Origin of the sequence: Sorangium sp. So ce1014 (assembly GCF_051521505.1) — a bacterium.
GTDB lineage: Bacteria > Myxococcota_A > Polyangia > Polyangiales > Polyangiaceae > Sorangium.
Genome location: NZ_CP150356.1, coordinates 9652597 through 9669847, shown reverse-complemented (window position 1 = coordinate 9669847; position 17251 = coordinate 9652597). Strand labels below are relative to the sequence as shown.

The 17251-nt window shown below is 72.4% G+C and carries 17 protein-coding genes; 10 read left to right on the top strand and 7 right to left on the bottom strand.

What is annotated here, in order from left to right; translation table 11 throughout:
- Positions 1–73 precede the first annotated feature (73 nt).
- The 3 genes from WME75_RS36720 to WME75_RS36710 all read right to left on the bottom strand — a co-directional run bounded on the left by WME75_RS36720 (position 74) and on the right by WME75_RS36710 (position 3323).
- Complete coding sequence (locus WME75_RS36720) at positions 74–961, bottom strand: hypothetical protein (RefSeq protein WP_437480903.1); 888 nt, start codon at positions 959–961, stop codon at positions 74–76.
- Between the two features lie 16 nt (positions 962–977).
- Positions 978–2066 carry a hypothetical protein gene (locus WME75_RS36715; RefSeq protein WP_437480900.1) on the bottom strand — a complete coding sequence of 363 codons (1089 nt, stop codon included), beginning with the start codon at positions 2064–2066 and terminating at the stop codon, positions 978–980.
- 150 nt (positions 2067–2216) lie between these two features.
- Positions 2217–3323, bottom strand: a complete 1107-nt coding sequence (locus WME75_RS36710) for a hypothetical protein (RefSeq protein WP_437480898.1) — start codon at positions 3321–3323, stop codon at positions 2217–2219.
- Between the two features lie 191 nt (positions 3324–3514).
- On the opposite strand from WME75_RS36710, the gene WME75_RS36705 reads away from it, so the two are divergent.
- From WME75_RS36705 to WME75_RS36685, 5 genes are all read left to right on the top strand, one after another.
- Complete coding sequence (locus WME75_RS36705; RefSeq protein ID WP_437480895.1) at positions 3515–4411, top strand: hypothetical protein; 897 nt, start codon at positions 3515–3517, stop codon at positions 4409–4411.
- An 840-nt stretch (positions 4412–5251) separates the two neighbouring features.
- Positions 5252–5737, top strand: coding sequence for a hypothetical protein (locus tag WME75_RS36700; protein ID WP_437480893.1), 486 nt, complete (start codon positions 5252–5254; stop codon positions 5735–5737).
- 45 nt (positions 5738–5782) lie between these two features.
- Positions 5783–6178 (top strand): hypothetical protein, encoded by a 396-nt coding sequence (locus WME75_RS36695; protein WP_437480891.1) that lies wholly within the window; start codon positions 5783–5785, stop codon positions 6176–6178.
- Between the two features lie 445 nt (positions 6179–6623).
- Positions 6624–6827 carry a hypothetical protein gene (locus tag WME75_RS36690; RefSeq protein WP_437480888.1) on the top strand — a complete coding sequence of 68 codons (204 nt, stop codon included), beginning with the start codon at positions 6624–6626 and terminating at the stop codon, positions 6825–6827.
- Positions 6828–6931: 104 nt separating this feature from the next.
- Positions 6932–7363, top strand: coding sequence for a hypothetical protein (locus tag WME75_RS36685; RefSeq protein WP_437480885.1), 432 nt, complete (start codon positions 6932–6934; stop codon positions 7361–7363).
- 162 nt (positions 7364–7525) lie between these two features.
- Here WME75_RS36685 and WME75_RS36680 read toward each other — a convergent pair whose 3' ends face one another.
- From WME75_RS36680 to WME75_RS36665, 4 genes are all read right to left on the bottom strand, one after another.
- The gene (locus tag WME75_RS36680) at positions 7526–8461 is read right to left on the bottom strand and encodes a hypothetical protein (protein WP_437480883.1); all 936 of its coding nucleotides are present in this window, start codon (positions 8459–8461) and stop codon (positions 7526–7528) included.
- 114 nt (positions 8462–8575) lie between these two features.
- Positions 8576–9025, bottom strand: coding sequence for a hypothetical protein (locus WME75_RS36675; protein ID WP_437480880.1), 450 nt, complete (start codon positions 9023–9025; stop codon positions 8576–8578).
- Between the two features lie 98 nt (positions 9026–9123).
- The gene (locus WME75_RS36670) at positions 9124–9927 is read right to left on the bottom strand and encodes a hypothetical protein (RefSeq protein ID WP_437480877.1); all 804 of its coding nucleotides are present in this window, start codon (positions 9925–9927) and stop codon (positions 9124–9126) included.
- A complete protein-coding gene (locus WME75_RS36665) occupies positions 9924–12572 on the bottom strand; it encodes a TonB family protein (protein ID WP_437480875.1) in 2649 nt (882 codons plus the stop codon). The genes WME75_RS36670 and WME75_RS36665 overlap by 4 nt, the downstream gene beginning before the upstream one ends.
- Before the next feature lie 331 nt (positions 12573–12903).
- Here WME75_RS36665 and WME75_RS36660 point away from each other — a divergent pair, with 331 nt between their 5' ends.
- The 5 genes from WME75_RS36660 to WME75_RS36640 all read left to right on the top strand — a co-directional run bounded on the left by WME75_RS36660 (position 12904) and on the right by WME75_RS36640 (position 17223).
- Positions 12904–13320, top strand: coding sequence for a hypothetical protein (locus tag WME75_RS36660; RefSeq protein ID WP_437480872.1), 417 nt, complete (start codon positions 12904–12906; stop codon positions 13318–13320).
- Between the two features lie 67 nt (positions 13321–13387).
- Positions 13388–14197: a ParA family protein gene (locus WME75_RS36655; protein WP_437480869.1), complete on the top strand. Its 810-nt coding sequence runs from the start codon at positions 13388–13390 to the stop codon at positions 14195–14197.
- Entirely contained in the window at positions 14172–15005 is an 834-nt protein-coding gene (locus tag WME75_RS36650) for a hypothetical protein (RefSeq protein WP_437480866.1), read from the top strand. Before WME75_RS36655 ends, WME75_RS36650 begins: the two co-directional genes overlap by 26 nt.
- Complete coding sequence (locus tag WME75_RS36645) at positions 15002–15919, top strand: hypothetical protein (protein ID WP_437480864.1); 918 nt, start codon at positions 15002–15004, stop codon at positions 15917–15919. Before WME75_RS36650 ends, WME75_RS36645 begins: the two co-directional genes overlap by 4 nt.
- Positions 15916–17223, top strand: coding sequence for a hypothetical protein (locus WME75_RS36640; RefSeq protein WP_437480861.1), 1308 nt, complete (start codon positions 15916–15918; stop codon positions 17221–17223). The genes WME75_RS36645 and WME75_RS36640 overlap by 4 nt, the downstream gene beginning before the upstream one ends.
- Positions 17224–17251 lie beyond the last annotated feature (28 nt).

The following is a 17251-nucleotide window of genomic DNA, read 5'->3' as shown; positions in this document are numbered from 1 at the left end:
GCGATCGCAGAGCGCGGGGGAGAGGCTCGGCAGCGGAGCGACGTTGGGCGTTGGTCTATCGAGGAACTGCCGGCTACTCGCACGGATGGCAGCCGGGCCCCCCGCAGTCCCAGCCCTTCTCGGGGCCGTTCCAGATGCCGTCGCCGCACCTCGGCACCTGGCACACGCCCGCCAGGCAGACGGTGCTCCAACAGTCGGCGACGGATTGACAGCCGTCCCCTTCGTCGCACAGCGATTTGCAGGCGACCGCGCCGCAGTCGATGTCGGTTTCCTCCCCGTTCTTGACGCCGTCGTCGCAGCGCGCCTCGGAACACGTGTTGCCAGGGCCACATACGCCTTCGGCGCAATCCGCTCCGGAGCTGCACCGGCTTCCGGCGGGGCACGGATCGCAAGCGCCACCGCAGTCGATGTCGGTCTCCCCGCGATCCGTGTCCACAGCGCCGTTGACGCACGACGGCGCGACACACTTGCCTCCGGGCGAGCACGTCAGCGCCGTGTCCTCGCAGTCGGCCGTCGTGATGCACTCGATCTTGTGGAAGAGGCCATCGCAGAACCCGATCCCGTCGGGTGAAGGGCCTTTCGGTGCGGCAGGGAAGGACGGGACACCGTCCGTGCACTCATCCAGGATGCACGGGTTTCCATTTTCGGGCAGGTCCGCCGGATCTGGCCTCGTGGCATACGAGCCGTCGGTGAGGCACACATGCTTGGAACAGTCTCCGCGCCTTTGGTGCTTGAGTTTGCTGGTGATCACGAACCCACAGATGCCATCCTGGCACGCTGTCTTCTTGCAGTAATCGTAAGGATACGCGATACAGCACTCCTCGGTGCTGCTGCACGCCTCGCCTTCCTCGCGGCACTCCTCCTCCTCCGCCGGCGGAGGGACGTAGGGGTCGCTCGAAGCGCATGTGAATGCGCTGCCGACAGCGGCAACGGCCAGGATCGCGGCGCAGATATCTTTCATGGCGTCACCTTGCTCGCTACGGGTCTCGTTCTGGGTCGGTCCCGCAGGGGCAGGAGCCGCCGCAGTCGACCGAGTTTTCACCGCCGTTCATCACTCCATCATCGCACGATGCGGCGGCGCACGTGCCCAGCGAGCACACGCCGCTCGTGCAGTCGTTGTGTGCTGCGCACCCTTGCCCGGCCGTGCAGCGATCGCACGAAGGTCCGCCACAGTCGACGCCGGTCTCGGAGCCGTTCTGTACGCGGTCCCGGCACATCGCACGGGCGCACATGCCATCGCTGCACACGTGCTCCTTGCAGTCGGCGTCCGTCGTGCACGGCAGGCCCGACGGACATGGGTCACACTCTCCGCCGCAGTCCTGTGCGGTTTCTCCGAACAGGGACTCGAAGATTCCGTTCTCGCACCATGTCGGAACGCACGCTCCTGATTTTGAGCATGTCAGCGCCGGGTTCCGGCAGTCTTCCGGCAGCAGGCACGCGACCCAGTGCCCCTGGCCGTCGCAGTAGCCTGAGCTGGATGGGGACGGGCCCCTCTCGACAGGGGGGGTACGTGTCGTCTTGCTCGGCGTGTCGCAGGAGTCGATCGTACATTCGTTGCCGTCGTTGAACGCATCGGCCAGCGAGACCTCCTTGTAAAGCTCGCCCAGCGGACCGCACGTGAGCACGATGCAATCCCCTCGCGGCTGGTGCTCGATCTCGGGCATGATCTCGAGACCGCAGACGCCGTCGGTGCAGGTCGCGACGCCGCACCTCGGGTCGGCGGGTCCGGAGCAGTCCTTGGGTATGTCGCACTCCGTCGTGTCCGCAGGCGTCGTGCCGGCGTCAGGCTTCGCCCCGGTATCCTGCGGGTCGGCGCACTCGCTCGCGGGGCGGCACTCACGCCCGCAGGGCTCCTCATCCTGGAGGCAGCACAGCCTGTCCCCTGGGGTCGGGCACAGGCAGGCTCCACGGATGCAGTCGAGGCCGAGGTGCGTCGCGCACTCGTCCCGGGCGTCGCAGGGGCGCCCCTCGAGGTCGTCCACGCCCACGGACGCCTCACCGGCGCACGCGATCCACAGGGCCGCGCTCACGACGAGCACCCCGCCGGCACCGAGCTTCCTCGACATGGGGCGACAGATTACCAGAAAACCGGAGAAGCGATCTCCCGGAACCACTCAGCTGCGATCGATACGGCGGCGCAGCACGCATTGCGGACATCGCCTGTGGATTCTCATCGCAACGTCCGCTCTCTGAAAGAATTCGCGGCCCCGGCGCGGCTACCACGACGTGGCGAGTTGCACGCTGGTGCCCCCGGTCGTGACGCGAACCGGGCCGGCCGGCAGGAGCAGGTAGGCGGCGGCCGCGCCAGCGGCGCTCAGGCCAGCCCCGACGAACGCGCCGGCCGAGAGCGCCGTCCATGTCTTCGCGCGCCCGTCGGCATCCGTGAACTGGCCGCAGGCGGCGCCGCCGGGACAGCCGCTCACGCTGTCGGCTTGCACCCGTGCGAGGGCCACGTCCCGCTCCTCGGCCGCGCTGTTGGCCACGCCGGCCGCGACGCCTCCGAAGACCCCCAGAGCGGCCGAGGTGGCGGCCAGTCCTCCCACGGTGAGCCATCGACGCGCGGGACCCGGTCCCGGCGACGGCGGGGCAGAGGGGGGCGTCCCTGGTGCGCTGCGAAGGCCGCGGGCGCCGTCGAACTGCGCCTCGGCGGGCGATGCGGGCAACACGAGCCGCACCGTGTGCTCGCCGCCCGCCGTCGCGGAGACGGACTGCTCCTCTCGTGCGCCGCCGAGCTGCGCGCTCACCCGACGCTGTCCAGGCCACACGAACACCGGACTCTTGAGCGGCGACAGACCGACTCGCCGGCCGTCCACCAGGACCTCGGCGCCCGGATCGCTCACGTTGATCTCCAGCGCACCCACGTGCTTGCGCGCCGCCTGGAGGTCCACACGCGCTTGTGCGTGCTTCTGCCGGTCCTGCTCGGTCCAGGGCACGGGGCCTCTCGGCGCTTCCGGCGACCCGACCAGGCCGAGCCAGAGCGTCAGGTACTCGGCCGCCGTCGGGTAGTCTCGGATCCGCTGCGACAGCGTCCCGACGTTGAACGCGTCCAGGGGGCGCCGGCCCACCCGCCACAAGGACAGGTGAACGTCCCGCGCCTCCGCGAGGTGACCTGCGCCGACGAGGCGCTCGGCCTGCGCGCGCAGTTGCCGCTGTGCGGCCGGCTCCGGAGGCTCGGCGGGCGGCGGCGCGGCCATGGCCGAGCTCTCCATCAGCAGCGCGAGCACGGGGATCAGCGTGTAGAGCGAGCGTCGCATGGTCTCGATCGGGGGCTCGGGGGTGAGGCTCACCCCGTTCGTGGGGCGCGTCGTCTTGGCTACCTCCATCCGGGCCGGAGGCGAAGCGCTCTTTCCCTGTCGGCTCCGCCGCGCCTTATCTTTCCGTCGGGTGCGGAGTCGTCGTGAGAGCCGCCGGTTCACCCCCCGCGCGAGCAGTGACATGGGGCGCACGTTTTCGACCCACATTGCGGATGACTTGGGCTTGTCCGTCCGTGTAGCTTCCCACGCTGGAGGGTCTCATGGGCAAACCCAAGACATCGAAGTCCCCAAAGGCACCCAAGGCTGAGCACACCGAGGCCGAGCCGCTCGACGAGGCGCTCGATGAAGCCACGCCGACGGAGCTCGACGCCGTGACCACGGCGTTCCTCGGACGTGTCCATACCTTGCTCTTCAACATCCCGAAGTACCTCGATCGGGCGCGGCGCCACGGGTACACGCAGAAGGAGCACGATCTCGGATGGGAGCTGTACACCACGGCTTCCGGCAAGAACCGCCGCTTCGAGCACTGGCTGGCGGAGAGCGATCACCTCGACGTCGCGGCCGGCGTCTCCGCGGAGCGGATGCGCCTGCTCCAGGAGATCGACGCGTTCGAGAACCTGTGGTTCCCGCGGATGCGGGCGCTCATCCCGCGGGCGCTGCCGCGCGAGAGCGCGGATCGCTTCGCCGCCGCGTTCTTCAAGGATCTCTCGCAGCAGCCGCTCAGCCCCGCCGTGGTGGACTCGGTGAAGACGTTCCTGAACCGGATCGACGAGCTCGCGTCGAGCGCCGAGCGCGGCGCGCGGAAGCTGTACGAGACGCTCGGCGAGCGCGGTCTCACGCCGAAGAAGATCGAGGCCATGCGCCGGCTGATCGCCGCCGCGGAGGAGCACAGGACGCCGGACAGGGCCGCGCCCGCGTTGAGCCGGGAGGAGATCGCGAAGGCCAAGGAGGCGCAGCTCGCCGCGCTGGAGTCGCTCCGCCTCTGGTACAACGACTGGGCCACGACGTTCCGCGGCATTTTCGGCACGCGCGCGCAGGTCACGCTCGGGCTCACGGCGCTCAAGCGAAAGAAGAAGGACGCCGCGCCGGAGGACGCCGCGCCGGAGGACGCCGCGCCGGACGGCGAGGAGGAGGACGGCGGCGCGGGCGACTTCTAGCCGCGCTGCCGGTCGAGACCGTCCATGTCACCGGCGGACGAGCGCGCCGGCTGACCCCGCCCTTCGCCCCGCCGCTCTCGACCGCGCTCCGGGGCGCCATGATGGCTGCTAGATAGCGTCTCCACTGCAATCCGGCGGGGTCCGGACCGCGATTCCGAGGGGTCCGGACTGCGATCCGGCGGGGTCCGGACTGCGATCCGGAGGGGTCCGGACCGCGATCCGGCGGGGTCCGGACTGCAATCCGGCGGGGTCCGGGCTGCAGTCGGGAGCGCTTCCCACCGCAGTCCGGAGGGATCTCCTCCGCCATCCGACGGCTCTTCACCCCACGTCGGACCTATAGACCAGCACGGCGCAGCGGCACGACCTCCCCGCAGGGCCCGGCCCATCGCGGTCGAGAGCCGCGTCCGGCGCACTCACAGGCCACGAGCTGCGGCGCAGGTTGACGCGGAGCGGTCGCCGCAGGTATCGTCGCCGCGTGCGGTACGGTGCGCAATCGTGCTTGGCATGCCGGATGCTCGGCGCGGCGCCTTTCGCTCTCGGGGCAGCCAAGGCGGCGGGCAGCCCTCCAGCGCCCGGCCGGCGCGATGGCGTGGAGGCCGGCGACCCGCCCGGCCACGAGCGGAGCGCGCGCAACGCTCACTGGTGCACCGACATGCATGCCGCCCTCGATCCGGCGCGTTCGACGCTGCCATTGCTGCGACGAGGACGGATCGTGCGCGCCCCGCGACTGCCGGATTGCTCGGCCGCGCGGGGGCTTCGTACGCAGTTGCGCCGGCCGACTCCAGCGGGTTCGACAGCGAAGCGGGCGACCTGGCGCGCCTCCGGCGTAGGAGGTGCGTGATGCGACGATGTGTTTCGTTGTTCCTGCTCGCTCTGCTGACCTGCTCTGTTCCCGACGACGGTGCGTCCGTTCGTGGACAAGCGTGGATTGCGTCGGTCGGTCCAGGCGCCGGCGCGATCGAGGGCCCGTATACCGGGACGATCCAGGCGCCTGGCGGGAGCGGGGCTTGGGAGGAGGGCGAACAACTCGAGCGATGGTTCGCTCGTGAATCGGCGGTCGTCGTCAATGGCGAGGTGGTCGACCACGAGGAGATTTTGGCGCGTCGCCGCGCCGCACGCCGCGAAGCCGCCCGAAACGACCTCCCCGGATGGCTGTCCCGTACCGTCAGCGAGACGATGAGGGGGGTCAAGGTTCTGGGCTTCAAGATTTCCGCTTGGGTCCAGGGGGTGCGCTGCGGGGGTAAACGGTTCATGGCGCTGTCACCGGCGCCGGGAGGCCGATGCCAGGACGGCACCGAGGACTGCGACGACGCTCCTTCGCGGTGACGGGCGGTCTCTCGCTGTTCGTAGGGTGTGCGCTGAGCTACGGGTATGAGCGTTGAATGGTCAAAAGACATCCTTCTCATCTGGGAGATCGCCCGCAAGACCCGGTCCGGCGGCGTGTCGGCGGAGGAGCGGCGCGCTCTGGCCGAGCAGTTCGGCGTGAGCGAAAAGGTGGTGCTGCGTTACGAGCACGCGAGGACCGTCTATAATGCGCAGATAGCCGACAAGCGGTGGCGTCAGGCCCGGCAGGAGACGCTCCTCAGGATGACGGAAGGTGGAAAGACGTTCGAGCTGGAAAAGTATCCAGACGAGTTGGAAGCGACGTTGGAGGGGATGAGGGGTGCGGAGTCGGAGAACGAGATCACCCGCGAACTCCGTGACGCCAGGGATGCGATTAGGGCAGAGCTCGGCCTGCCCCCGGTACCGCCCGAAGACTACTCGTGAATCCCCGCACGCGAGCGCACCGGAACGCTCGGTCTCGAACGACTGATCCGCGTAGAGCGGCCCCATCCGGTTCGGCAGCGAAGCTGCAGACCTGGCGCGTCTGTGGCATCGGAGGTGCGTGATGCGAAGGTGCATGTTGTTGTTTCTGTTCGTTCTATTGAGCTGCTCTGTTCCCGATTACGACGCGTCCGTGCGAGTCCAAGCGTGGCTCGAGTCGCTCGATTCAAACGCGGATGTGATCGATGTCCGGTGCACTGGAAAACTTGAGGAGCCCCGTGGGAGCGGGACATGGAAGGAGTATGAGCGACTTGATCGATGGACTGCAGGGGATGTGCTAGCAGCCCTCAAAAACCAGGGTCTTGATTGGGATGAGACTGTGGCGCGTTGCATCGGTGCAAGCCAATTCGAGTTCCCTAAATGGCTTTTCAATGAAATTAGCAAGAATATGTCGGCGGCGGATCGTCTGCTCTTCAAGGTGAGCTTCCATGTCGAGGATGTGCACTGCGACGGCAAGCCGCTCAGGTCGCCGCCACCGATGCCGGTGGGCCGCTGCCCGAACGACATCGACGGCTGCGACGACGCTCCTCCGATGGCGAGCGACCTCCCGCCGCTGCCGCTCCCGCCCCCGAGCGGAGGAGGAGACTTCTGAGCGACGGCCTCTTATGGTGTCAGGTCGTCGCCGTCGCCGTCGCCGTTACCTTGCTCCCCAGCGCCGCCCGCGCGGGCGGCTTCGACGTCGAGGCGGGTCTCGGCGTGGGCATCACGTTGCTGGGTCAGCGCCGCGCCACGGGAGGGATGACCCTCCAGCCCAGCGCGTCGCTCGGCTGGCGGTTCGCCGAATGGGGAAGCCTTCGCTACCGCAATTCGGTCTCCCTCTTCAACCTGAAGGAACTGCGCTGGATCGGCGTCATCGACGTGAACGCCGCCCTGCTCGGGATCCACCTCCGCGATCTCACGTTGGAGATCGGTCCGAGCCTCGACGTGTTCGCCGTGCCCCTCTGCGCCGACACGTGGTGCCAGCGGGAGCACGGCCTGGCGCCGGCCTTCCACCTGGGCGCGATGGTGTTGCCCGCACCGGAGAGCAGGCTCGGCGGCAGAGGCACCGTACATACGACGTATATCCCAGGTATCGCCTGGTCCGGGATCTCGGTCAGCGCCGCCGTCGAAGGCGTCTATCGCTTCTGATGGCGAGGCCCGCGCGCCGCTGTCGCCGAGCAGAGCGAAGGGGTACCGGTGGCGCGTCCCTGTGTCACCATTGATCCGGGCGCGGCCGTGGCCGAAGCGTGCGCTCGGGCAGGCTGACCGCGCCGGCCATCATGACCGGCGCGGCCCGTCGCCTTCACCCGATCACGGCAGCACTGCGCGCTTCGGGCACTCGCCGTCGCCCTGGAAGTCGCCGAGCGTGCGCGCCTGCGCGACCACGTAGTCGTACGCCGTCTCGAGCTCCCCGATCGCGCCGGCGAGGTTGTACTCCTGGCCGAAGACGTCGGCGACCTTTACCTGCTCGAGCTCCTCGATCGTCGTCTCGCCGTCGCCGTCGAGATCGCAGTCGGCGATGTACTGCGCGTAGCGCTTCGTGAGCTCCACGCCCGCGGTGATGTTGTTGAAGAACCAGTGATCGCCGTGGATGGTCGGCTTCACCGCGATCGTCCCGCCCGTCGGCACGCTGAAGCCGGGCAGCTCGTCCTCGGTCGCGCAGTCGTCAAACGACGTGCCGGCCGAGAGACCCCAGCTGAAGCGCACCTCCTCCGCGGGGACGCACTCCCCGTCCGGCGGGCACGACTCGCCCCCCTCCTTCTCGATGGAACCCTCGAAGAACACCGAGTAGCCGTTATCGACCATGAGGGCCACGTCGTCCTCGGTGGTGGGCGAGAGCGTCTTCACCCCCTCCCGCGCGTTCGGGAGATCGAAGCCGAAGCGATCCCAGCGCGCCGCGCTCGCGCCCTCGAACTCCGCGATCACATACCTCGTGGCCGGAGCGTTCTTGAGGTCGAGGACGAACACCGACGGATCGCTCAGCGTCTCCTGCGGCGCGTCCGAGCGCGCCGCGCGCACGTTGCCGATGGTCACGAGGAATCGATCGTAGGTGACCTTCCAGCCGTCCGCGATGTTCTCCTCCCCCGTGCCCGGCTCGAGGCCCTCGGGGATCGTGTCCTCCGGCTCCACGAAGATCTGCACGGTGCCGGTCCCGGACCCCGCGCCGTCGTCGTCACCACCACAACCCGCGACCAGCGCGAGCGCGCACGCCGCGACCGCGATCCTTGCCTGTCCGATGCTCTGCATGATCCTGCTCCTCACTCGCTGGAAATCCGAACGAGCGCGCACGGGCGCGCCCGGCGAGCGCAGCCCCGCGCGTCTTGCGCGCGCCGCGCCCGCATCACCCTGTCGCCTCGCCGATCAGGCCGCGGGCGGAGAGCTCTTCGGCGCCAGGATCAGCAAGGGGATCGGGCGGACCTCCGGCGAGGGCCGGAGCGCGTCGAGGCAGAGCACCCCGAGCAGGGTGGCCTCGCCCACGCGATGAACGGGCGCGCCGAGCTGGCCGCACCGCGCGAACGCGTCGCAGTGATCGTCGTCGAGGTGGCGCTGGCGCAGCGCGTCCTGCGCGGCGACCTCCTCTCCGGGGCCGGGCGCCCGGCCCTCGGCCTGCTGCGGCGCCGCGGCCACGGCGGGCGGCGCGGCGCGCGCGACACCGGTAGCGCGGGCGGCGCCGGCAGCGTGCGAGTGGCCGCCGTGACCGGCGTCGACCAGCGCGCCGACGTGGACCAGCTCGCCGTGCTCGCAGCGGTCGTGCCGGACGAGCAGCGCGTGCGTCAGGCCGCACAGCTGCGCGAGCAGCGCGAGCAACACAAGCCACCGCGCGCTCCAGCCCGCGCGAGCGCGCGCTTGTCGCGGGAGCGGCCGCCGCACCGGCACGCGCGCCCTCGCGCCCGCGCCGCGGCGGCCCCTCACGGCGACCCCGACCAGACGAGCTCCGGCGGCTCCTGCGCCGTCATCGCGATCACCAGCGCGTTGTGCGCGCGCGACCCCGGCGCGATCGCCGCCCTGGTCGTCCCGCCCTCGCCGCCTGCGCCCTCGCCCTGCTCGCCGCCTGCGCCCGCGCTCCCGGCCTCCTCGGCCAGCGCGTCAAAGTCGATCCGCGCGACCCACGCCCCCACGTCGAAGCGGACCGCGAGGCGCACCGGCTCGGCGCCGACGGTCGCCGCGGCCGCGACGCTCGGGACCGCGCGCTGCCCCTGGAACTGCGGCAACGCGTCGACGTCGGCCACGAAGTCGAGCTCGGCCGCCCCCCGCGTCGCGCGCCCGCGCAGGTGCGCCGAGTGCCCGCCGGGCGCCTCGGGCGACCGCACCGGCGCCGACTCGGTCAGGAACCAGTGGATCCCGTAGTCGAACGACGCGCTCCGGATCTCGCCCTCGAAGCCGCGGACCCGGCCGAGCCGCTGCGCCCCCGGATCGAGCAGGTCGACGCGCACGATCGAGAGCAGCTCGGCGATCGCGGTGCCGCAGAGCGTCGCCGAGCCGGACTCCGCCGCGCAGAGCTGGACCGGCCCGAAGGCGACCGACGCCTCGTCGAGCACGACCGTCCAGGCGCCGGCGGCGATCTCCCCGGGCGGCGTGGCCTCGGCGTACGCGAGGTACGAGACCTCCGGCTGGCCGGTGCCGGCGCAGCCGAGCGCCGGCGCCGCGGAGAGCGCGAGGGCGAGCAAGCAGCGGGCGGCCGCGCGGTCGTTGCGAGCGTTGCGAGCGTTCATAGCGAGAGCGTCACGTGGCCGAGGACCGTGAGCGGCGGCCCCGCGCTGATGTGCCGGGCTGGCAGCGCCGACGGCAACGGGGTGGTCTGCCAGCTCGAGACGAACGAGTACTCGGTGTCCGCATGCTCGGCGTCGAGCAGGTTCTGCGCCTCCACGCCGACCTCGATCCACGGGCCCTCCTGCGCGGGATCGCCGCCCGCGCGGAGGCTCCGGCGGAGCGAGAGCGACGCGTCCATCACGAGGAGCGGCGCCGCGGTCTGCGCGTACGGCAGCGGCCGCGCCGAGAGGAACGTCGCGCCGTAGCCGAGCCGCCCCACGATCGGCCGGCCGGCGATCGTGACGAGCGGCCGCTTCACCGAGAGGTCGGCCCGCACCACCACGGGCGGCACGAACGGCAGCTGCTGCCCCTCGACGTACGGCGGCGTCGGGTTCTCGGGCGTCGGCGGGGGCGGCGCGTCCAGCGTGGCGTGGGCGAGCGTCGCGCTCACGCCCGCGGTCAGCATCGGGCTCGGCGCCGCCTGCAGGTAGACGACGAGCCCGCGGCGGGTCGTCGGACCGATGCGCGCGAGGCCGCCCTCCGCCGCGTCGAACGCGAGGTCGTAGGAGAGGCGCGTCTCGTAGGCGGCCGCCGTCGCGCTGAGGCCGCCGCCGGGGCGCAGCGTCGCGCCGACCTCGTAGCTCTTCACGGTCGCGAACGGCGCGTTCTCACCCTCCTCGAGCTGCCGCGCCTGCGGGGAGCGGTAGCCGTGGCCGTACGCCGCGGAGAGGCGCAGCTCGGGCAGCGGGTCGACCTCCAGCGTGGCCCGCGGGCCGAACGCGACGCCCGCCGCCGTGCGCCGGAACCCCTCGATGTGCGTCTCCTTCTGGAACGCCGGGATGAAGTTGCCGAGGCGGTCGTCCACGTCGAAGACGAGCACGTCGGCGCGGGCGCCGCCGCGCAAGCGCGCCCAGCGCGACAGCTCGAGCAGCGCGTCGCCGTGGACGCCGATCCCGGTCAGCTGGATCGACGCGTCGACGCGCCGATCCCACGTCTCGTTCTGCGGCGGCTGGAGGAGGTTCTGCGCCTGATCGATCGCGTCGGTCTGCACCTCGGTCCCGACGGCGACCTGGCCGGTGAGCCACGAGGCGAGCGGGATCCGCGCCGTGCGGTAGGCGAGGCCCCCGCCGAGCGCGACGTCCTGGTTCGACTGCTCGACGAGATCGCCGCGGCCGGCCCACGTGGGCCGCACGCGCGAGCGCTGCGTGTAGCCGGTGAAGTTCATCCGGCTCCGGTAGCCGGACGTCATCGCCCAGAGCCAGGCGCTCTTCTGGGAGCCGTCGTCGTCCGCCCGCTCCGCGAGGAGCCCGACCTGGAGCCGGGTCGACGCGGCCGACTGCGAGCGGGCCGACGGGTCGCCGTAGGCGTCGTAGAAGCCGACGCGCCCCGCCGCGATGTCGTCCCGCCGGAGCACGCCCGCGAGGTTCGCGCGGCTGCCGTGGGCCGCCACGTGGAGCAGCAGCGAGAACTCGTCCGGCAGGTACATCCGGTACTGGCCCACGGCCGCGCCCGAGATCGCCCCGCGCGTGCCGTCGCCGAAGCCGTCCGTCGTGCGCACCGCGGCGGCCCCGAACGTGTCCTCCGACTGCGCCTCCGGCGCCCAGATCGCCAGCAGCCGCCGCGTGTTGAACGAGCCGAGCGTGCCCTTGAGCAGGAGCCCGCGCTCCTCGACGCCGAGGTCGAAGGTTGCGCTGCCCGCGACCGCGAAGTCGCCCTGCTGCGGATCGTAGACGCCCTCGACGACGCGGAGCGACCGCACCACCTCCGGGATGACCACGTTGAGGTCCGCGTAGCCCTGGCCGTGCACGTGCGAGCGCTGGTTCAGCGGGATCGGCCCGACCCGGAGCTCGATGTCCTGGCCATGCTCCGCGTCGAAGCCGCGGAGGAAGATGCGCTGCGCGACCGCCTCGCCCTCGGGGTGCGCGACGTGGACGCCGGGCGCCGTGCGGAGCAGGTCGGCGGCGGACGCGTGCGGCGCGGCGGTGAGCGCCGCGCGGCCGATCCGGAAGTCGCTCGACGCGCGCCGCGGCGGGTTCGGGCGGCCCTGTACGTGGATCTCGATCGGCTTGCCGGGCTCGGCCACGGCGTGCGGGCCCGCGACGCCCCCGGCGAACTCCACCGGCTTCGGCGGCGCCGGCGGCGGGGAGGCCTCCGGCCGATCGGGCCTCGCCGGCGGCGGCTCGGGCTGCTCCTCGTGGGGGCCGGGCGCGAAGTGGAACGGCACCCGGATCCGCGCCCGCACCGGCGCGCCGCCGCGCAGGGCCGGCGAGAAGCGCCACCGCCGCACGGCCTTCATGGCCGCCTCGTCGAACCCCGCGCCGCCGGACTCGGCCACGACCGCGTCGCTGACGGTGCCGTCCTTCTCGACCGTGACGAACAGCGTGACCGTCGTGTCGACGCCCTCGGCGAGCCGCTCGGGCGGGTACACAGGGTCCACGTGCTCGAGGATCTGCGGCGCCACGGCCGCGTCCGCCGGCGGCCCGGGCTGCGCGAGCGCCGCCGGCGCGGCGAGCGTGACGAGCGCGCTGGCCGAGAGGCAGCACGCGAGCAGAAAGCGCCCCCGCGGCGCGACGGAGCCCTCGCGGGCGCGGGCAGCGGCCTCCTTCACGACCCCGGAGGCGGACGCGCGCGGCGCGCCTGCGCGAGGCGCCGGCGGGCTTGTTTCTCGTCCAGAAGCGCGCATGGGCAACTGAGCCCCAGGCGACTACCACGGCGCACAGCGGTGCCGCAAGCGACGCACCGCTGCGTGTCGCGGCCTGGAGCGCCCGCGAGCGACGGCGACAGAAGCGGGCGCGGCGCGAACGACGCCGACAAAAGCGGGCGCGGCGCCTGTGCGAGCGACGGCGACGGAAGCGCGCGGCGCCCGCGGCGCTCGAGCGACGTTCCGTCGGCGCAGCGGCGGGCTCCCCGCGGGGCGCCGGCCCGTGTATCGTCTCGACATGGCGAATGAGGCGCTCGTCCAGGCGGTCAAGACCATCGTCACCCTCGCGCGCGGGGGTAACCTCGACGCGGCCTACCGGGGATACCGCGATCTCTTCCAGAAGCCGGAGTTTCTCAAGCACCGGGCCGAGGACCAGCGGCAGGTGCTGCGGCTCATGATCCTCGCCAAGGGCGTCCCGTCGAAGCCCACCGAAGCGATGACCGAGGCCCACCGCGCCGCGGTGCCCGCGCTGACCGAGCTCGTCTCGATCCACGGGGATCCCGCCGACCACGAGCTCCTCGGGCTCTGCCACATGGTGCTCGGCAACCTCGATAGCGCCGACAAGATCTTCCGCGCCGGCCTCGCGCTCGAGCGCGCGCGCAACCCGCAGAGCGATCTGTGCGGCACGCTGATGAAGCGGATCTCGCTGCTCTAGTTTCCGGCGGCATCCGTCCTGTTAGGATGCCCCCCGGGCGCCGGGACTGCGCGCCGTCGGGGAGTCCATGTACGTCATTGCGGTCGCGAGCCAGAAGGGCGGCGTGGGAAAGACCACGATTTCCCTCAACCTGGGGCTCGCCCTTGCGCGCGCGGGCAACCGCGCGCTGGTCCTCGAGCTCGACGCGCAGGGCAGCCTCGGGCTGTCGCTGGGCCTCGCGGATCGCGCGCGGCCGGGCGTCGCGGAGCTGCTCACGGGCGCCGAGCGCCTCGAGTCGGTGCTGCTCCGGACGCGCGATCCGCAGCTCCAGGTGCTCACGGTCGGCCGGGTCGATCCCACGACGGTCGCGGGCTTCGAGGACGCGCTCGCCCGCGCGCCGGTGCTCCCGAGCGTGCTCGCGCGGCTCGCGCCGGACTTCGACCTCGTGGTCGTGGACTGCCCCGCGGGGCTCGGCAAGGTCACGACGCGCGCGCTCGAGGTGGCGACGCACGCGCTCCTGCCGCTCCAGGCCGAGCCGCTGGCGCTCCGCTCGGTCGGCCAGCTGCTCGCGGTGATCGATCGCGTGCGCGCCGAGACGAACCCGCGCCTGTCGATGCTCGGCATGGTGCTGTCGATGTTCGATCGGCAGGCGTCCGCGTCGCTCGACGTCGCCGAGACGCTCTGGACCAGGTTCCCCGACGGGATCATCCTCGATACCGTCATCCCGCGCGACGAGGCGTTCCTCGAGGCGTCGCTCCGCGGGGCGCCGCTCCTCCTCATGCAGAAGCGGCCTCCGCCGCTCGCGCGCGTCTTCGATCAGCTCGCGAACGACGTCCTGGTTCGCCTGGAGCCCACCTCCCCGGACGATGACGATGGCCCGATCTCGCTCCTCCTTTGACATCGACAGCGCCGTCCTCACCGCGGCGGCGCTCGTCAAGCAGTCGAGGCCGCGCAAGCGGCAACCCCCGTCGATCGCGCCCGCGGGCGCGCCGCTCGTGTCGTTCGGGTCGCCGCCGCCCTCGCGGGCGGAGCCGGAGCCGATGTCCGCGGCGCCGCTGTCGCCGTCGTTCGAGGAGCTCGCGCCGTCGAGCGACCTCTTGCCGATGTCGAGCGCGGGCGCGGGCGGCGGGCTCGGGCTCGGCAGCGCGCTGCCCTCGTCGGCCGACGACGTCGACGCGCGGCACGGCGCGCCGCTCGACCTGCCGTCGCCCGCCTCGTCGGCCTCGTTCGTGTCGGCGCGCGAGCCGCTCGCGGAGCGGCTCGACCTCGCCGTCGAGGCGCTCGCGGCGGGGCGCGCGCAGCCGCGCTTCCCGGACCTCGCCGCGGCGGGCGGGCCGGTCGCGCGCTGCGAGCGGGTGATCGAGTGGATCGCCGAGGTGACCGGCGCCACGGACGTCTTCCTCGCGGACGCGGCCGGGCTCCCGTTCGCCGGCGCGATCCGCGACACCGAGGCGCGGCTCGCCGCCTCGGGCCTCATCGCGTCGGCGATCGGCTCGCTCGTGGCGGCGCTGCCGGGCGCCCCGTCGCAGCGGTTCGACCTGTGCGTCGGCGACGGGCCGTGCTTCCAGCTCATCGGGTTCCAGGTGCGCTCGGCCGGGTACATCGTCGGCCTGATGCGCCCGGGCCCGCTCATGCCGCGCGAGGCGCACGCTGTCCGCATCGCGTGCCGGCACGCGCTCGACGTCGCGGTCAGGGTCGTCAGGTGAGCGCGGACCACGCCGAGTCCTCGTTCGGCGGTGGGGTCACGGCCGTCGCGGGCGCGCTGGACGACGACGATCCGCTCGCTCCGATCGCGCTCGACAGCATCGGCTACGGCGTCGACGGCCTCGAGGCGATCGTCGTGTTCCACCTGAGCGACGCGCGCGTCCACGCCCTGTTCGTCCGCGAGGGCGCGGCCCTCTCGCCGGGCGACGTCGCCGCGGGGCTCCGCGACGCGTACCTCGGGAGCCAGCTCGCCGCGCAGCGGCTCGTCCCCGAGCGCGAGGCGTCGGCCCGGCCTGTCCGGGGCCGCGGCGCGCGGTCGTCGAGCAAGCCGCCGGGCTCGCACGGCCGCGGGGAGGAGCTCCCGGACCCGGTGGTCACGCTGGAGCTGAGCGGCCGGACCGTCCTCCTGCGCCGCGTCCGCGCGTGCGTGGTCGCGAGCCTGTTCGACGGCACGATGCCGCTCGGCATGGCGCGGCTCGTGGCGCAGCGGCTCGCCGCGGCGCTCGCGCCCGAGCTGCCGCTCGAGGAGCCGCCCGAGGAGATGCTGAGCGACCCGCCGGGGCTGTTCGACGAGGCGCTCAGCGCGGACACGGTGGACGATCTCGTGCGCGGCGTCGCGCGCTCCGCGCCGCCGCGGGGCTCGTCGAGCATCCCGTCGCGCCGGACGGGCGGCACGCCGCCGCCCCCGGATCCGCCGTCGGCCGAGGCCGCGCGGACCGAGCGGCTGCTCGCGCTGCTCGAGGCCCGCGCGCCGGAGCCGCACGTCGCGCGGCTCCGGCTCGCCCTGCGCGCCGGGCTGACGCCGCTCGCGCTGGAGCACCCAGGCGAGCTCGGCGCGGAGGCGATGGTGCTCATCGAGACGGCGGCGGCGGACATCCTTGGCCTCGAGCGCGCCGCGCTGCGGAGGCTCCTGTGACGGCGCTCCGGCGCGGCCTGCGGGGCCGCATCGAGGGGCCGCTCGGCGATCTGCTCGGCCTCATCGCCCCCCACTGTCTGCTCCACGTGGCGGACCAGCTGGTGATCGTGCACTCGCACCACTACGCGCTCTTCCTGGAGCAGACGATCCACGACGCGCTCGGCGGGGAGAGCCGCGGCGTGCGCCGGCAGGCGGCGTTCGAGGCGACGCACGCGCTGCTCGGCCCGCTGTACGCGGCGCGCCACGGCGCCTCGCCGCGGGAGAAGCTCGAGCTCGCGGCCGAGCTGTTCGCCGCGATGGGGCAGGGGTGTTTGCGGTTCGAGCTGAGCGCGGAGGGCGGCATGGTGCAGGCGGAGGCGCTCTTCCACGGCACGAGCTTCCTCGCGAAGTACGGCGGTCGGGTCCAGAACCGGATGGTCGTGGACGCGTTTGCCTCCGGCTACTGTTCGGCGGCGGCGAGCCTCGCGTTCCCGTCCGACTGGGGTCGGCTCGACGCCGACGAGGTGACGTGCGTCGCGCGGGGCGACGCGGCCTGCGCCTTCCTGCTCACGCGGCGGTCCGAGCGGCCGCGCTTCGGCGAGGCGCTGACGCGCGAGCTCGTCGAGTCGTCGCGGGTGAGCTGGGAGCCCGAGGGCGGCCCCGAGGCGCGGGCGCAGCGCGCGGGGCTCGCGATGCTCGAGGAGCTCGGGGCGCTCCGGTCCGACGAGCGCGGGCTCATCCAGGCGTACGGCGTGAACCTGGCGGTCTTGCCGGTGGGGTATCTCGAGCAGAAGACGTTCGACACGGTGCACCTCATCGAGCGTCGGTCTCCGGAGCTCGGCCCGGTGTTCGAGGCGCTGGTGCGGGAGGCGGCGCAGACGGGCGCGTTCCACCTGCTCGGCGGGATGCTCGCCTCCGCGTCGTTCGAGGCGGTGTGCGGCCCGGCGGGCAGGGACCAGCACGAGCGTCTGGATCAGCTGCTCGGGCTTGCCCGCGCGCTCGGGTGGGGTGCGCTCTCCGCGCCGGAGTTCCAGCCGGGCCGGGTGCTGGTGCTGCGCGCGCCGATAACGCACGAGAGCGCGTATTACGGGGTGAGGCACGGGCCCACGGCGAGGGCGCGGCTCCTGTTCCAGCAGGGGACGGCGCTCGCGATCATGCAGCTCCTGCACCGCGTGGATTTCGGGACGGAGCGGCCGATCGACGCGGAGACGTACGGCGGGCTGTTCAAGATCGGGACGCGGTTCCGGGTGCAGGAGACGAGATCGCCGCTCCGGGGGGACGACGCGTGCGAGGTGAGGGTGGAGGCGATCGAGGACAGGTGGTGACGACCTCGTTGTCGGGCGCACCGCCATC

Coding starts and splice junctions, on each gene's coding strand:
- WME75_RS36710 (WP_437480898.1), bottom strand. CDS start 3,323: ATGGAGGTAGCCAAGACGACGCGCCCCACGAACGGGGTGAGCCTCACC.
- WME75_RS36650 (WP_437480866.1), top strand. CDS start 14,172: ATGGCCCGATCTCGCTCCTCCTTTGACATCGACAGCGCCGTCCTCACC.
- WME75_RS36660 (WP_437480872.1), top strand. CDS start 12,904: ATGGCGAATGAGGCGCTCGTCCAGGCGGTCAAGACCATCGTCACCCTC.
- WME75_RS36705 (WP_437480895.1), top strand. CDS start 3,515: ATGGGCAAACCCAAGACATCGAAGTCCCCAAAGGCACCCAAGGCTGAG.
- WME75_RS36680 (WP_437480883.1), bottom strand. CDS start 8,461: ATGCAGAGCATCGGACAGGCAAGGATCGCGGTCGCGGCGTGCGCGCTC.
- WME75_RS36720 (WP_437480903.1), bottom strand. CDS start 961: ATGAAAGATATCTGCGCCGCGATCCTGGCCGTTGCCGCTGTCGGCAGC.
- WME75_RS36690 (WP_437480888.1), top strand. CDS start 6,624: ATGTCGGCGGCGGATCGTCTGCTCTTCAAGGTGAGCTTCCATGTCGAG.
- WME75_RS36715 (WP_437480900.1), bottom strand. CDS start 2,066: ATGTCGAGGAAGCTCGGTGCCGGCGGGGTGCTCGTCGTGAGCGCGGCC.
- WME75_RS36700 (WP_437480893.1), top strand. CDS start 5,252: ATGCGACGATGTGTTTCGTTGTTCCTGCTCGCTCTGCTGACCTGCTCT.
- WME75_RS36655 (WP_437480869.1), top strand. CDS start 13,388: ATGTACGTCATTGCGGTCGCGAGCCAGAAGGGCGGCGTGGGAAAGACC.
- WME75_RS36670 (WP_437480877.1), bottom strand. CDS start 9,927: ATGAACGCTCGCAACGCTCGCAACGACCGCGCGGCCGCCCGCTGCTTG.
- WME75_RS36695 (WP_437480891.1), top strand. CDS start 5,783: ATGAGCGTTGAATGGTCAAAAGACATCCTTCTCATCTGGGAGATCGCC.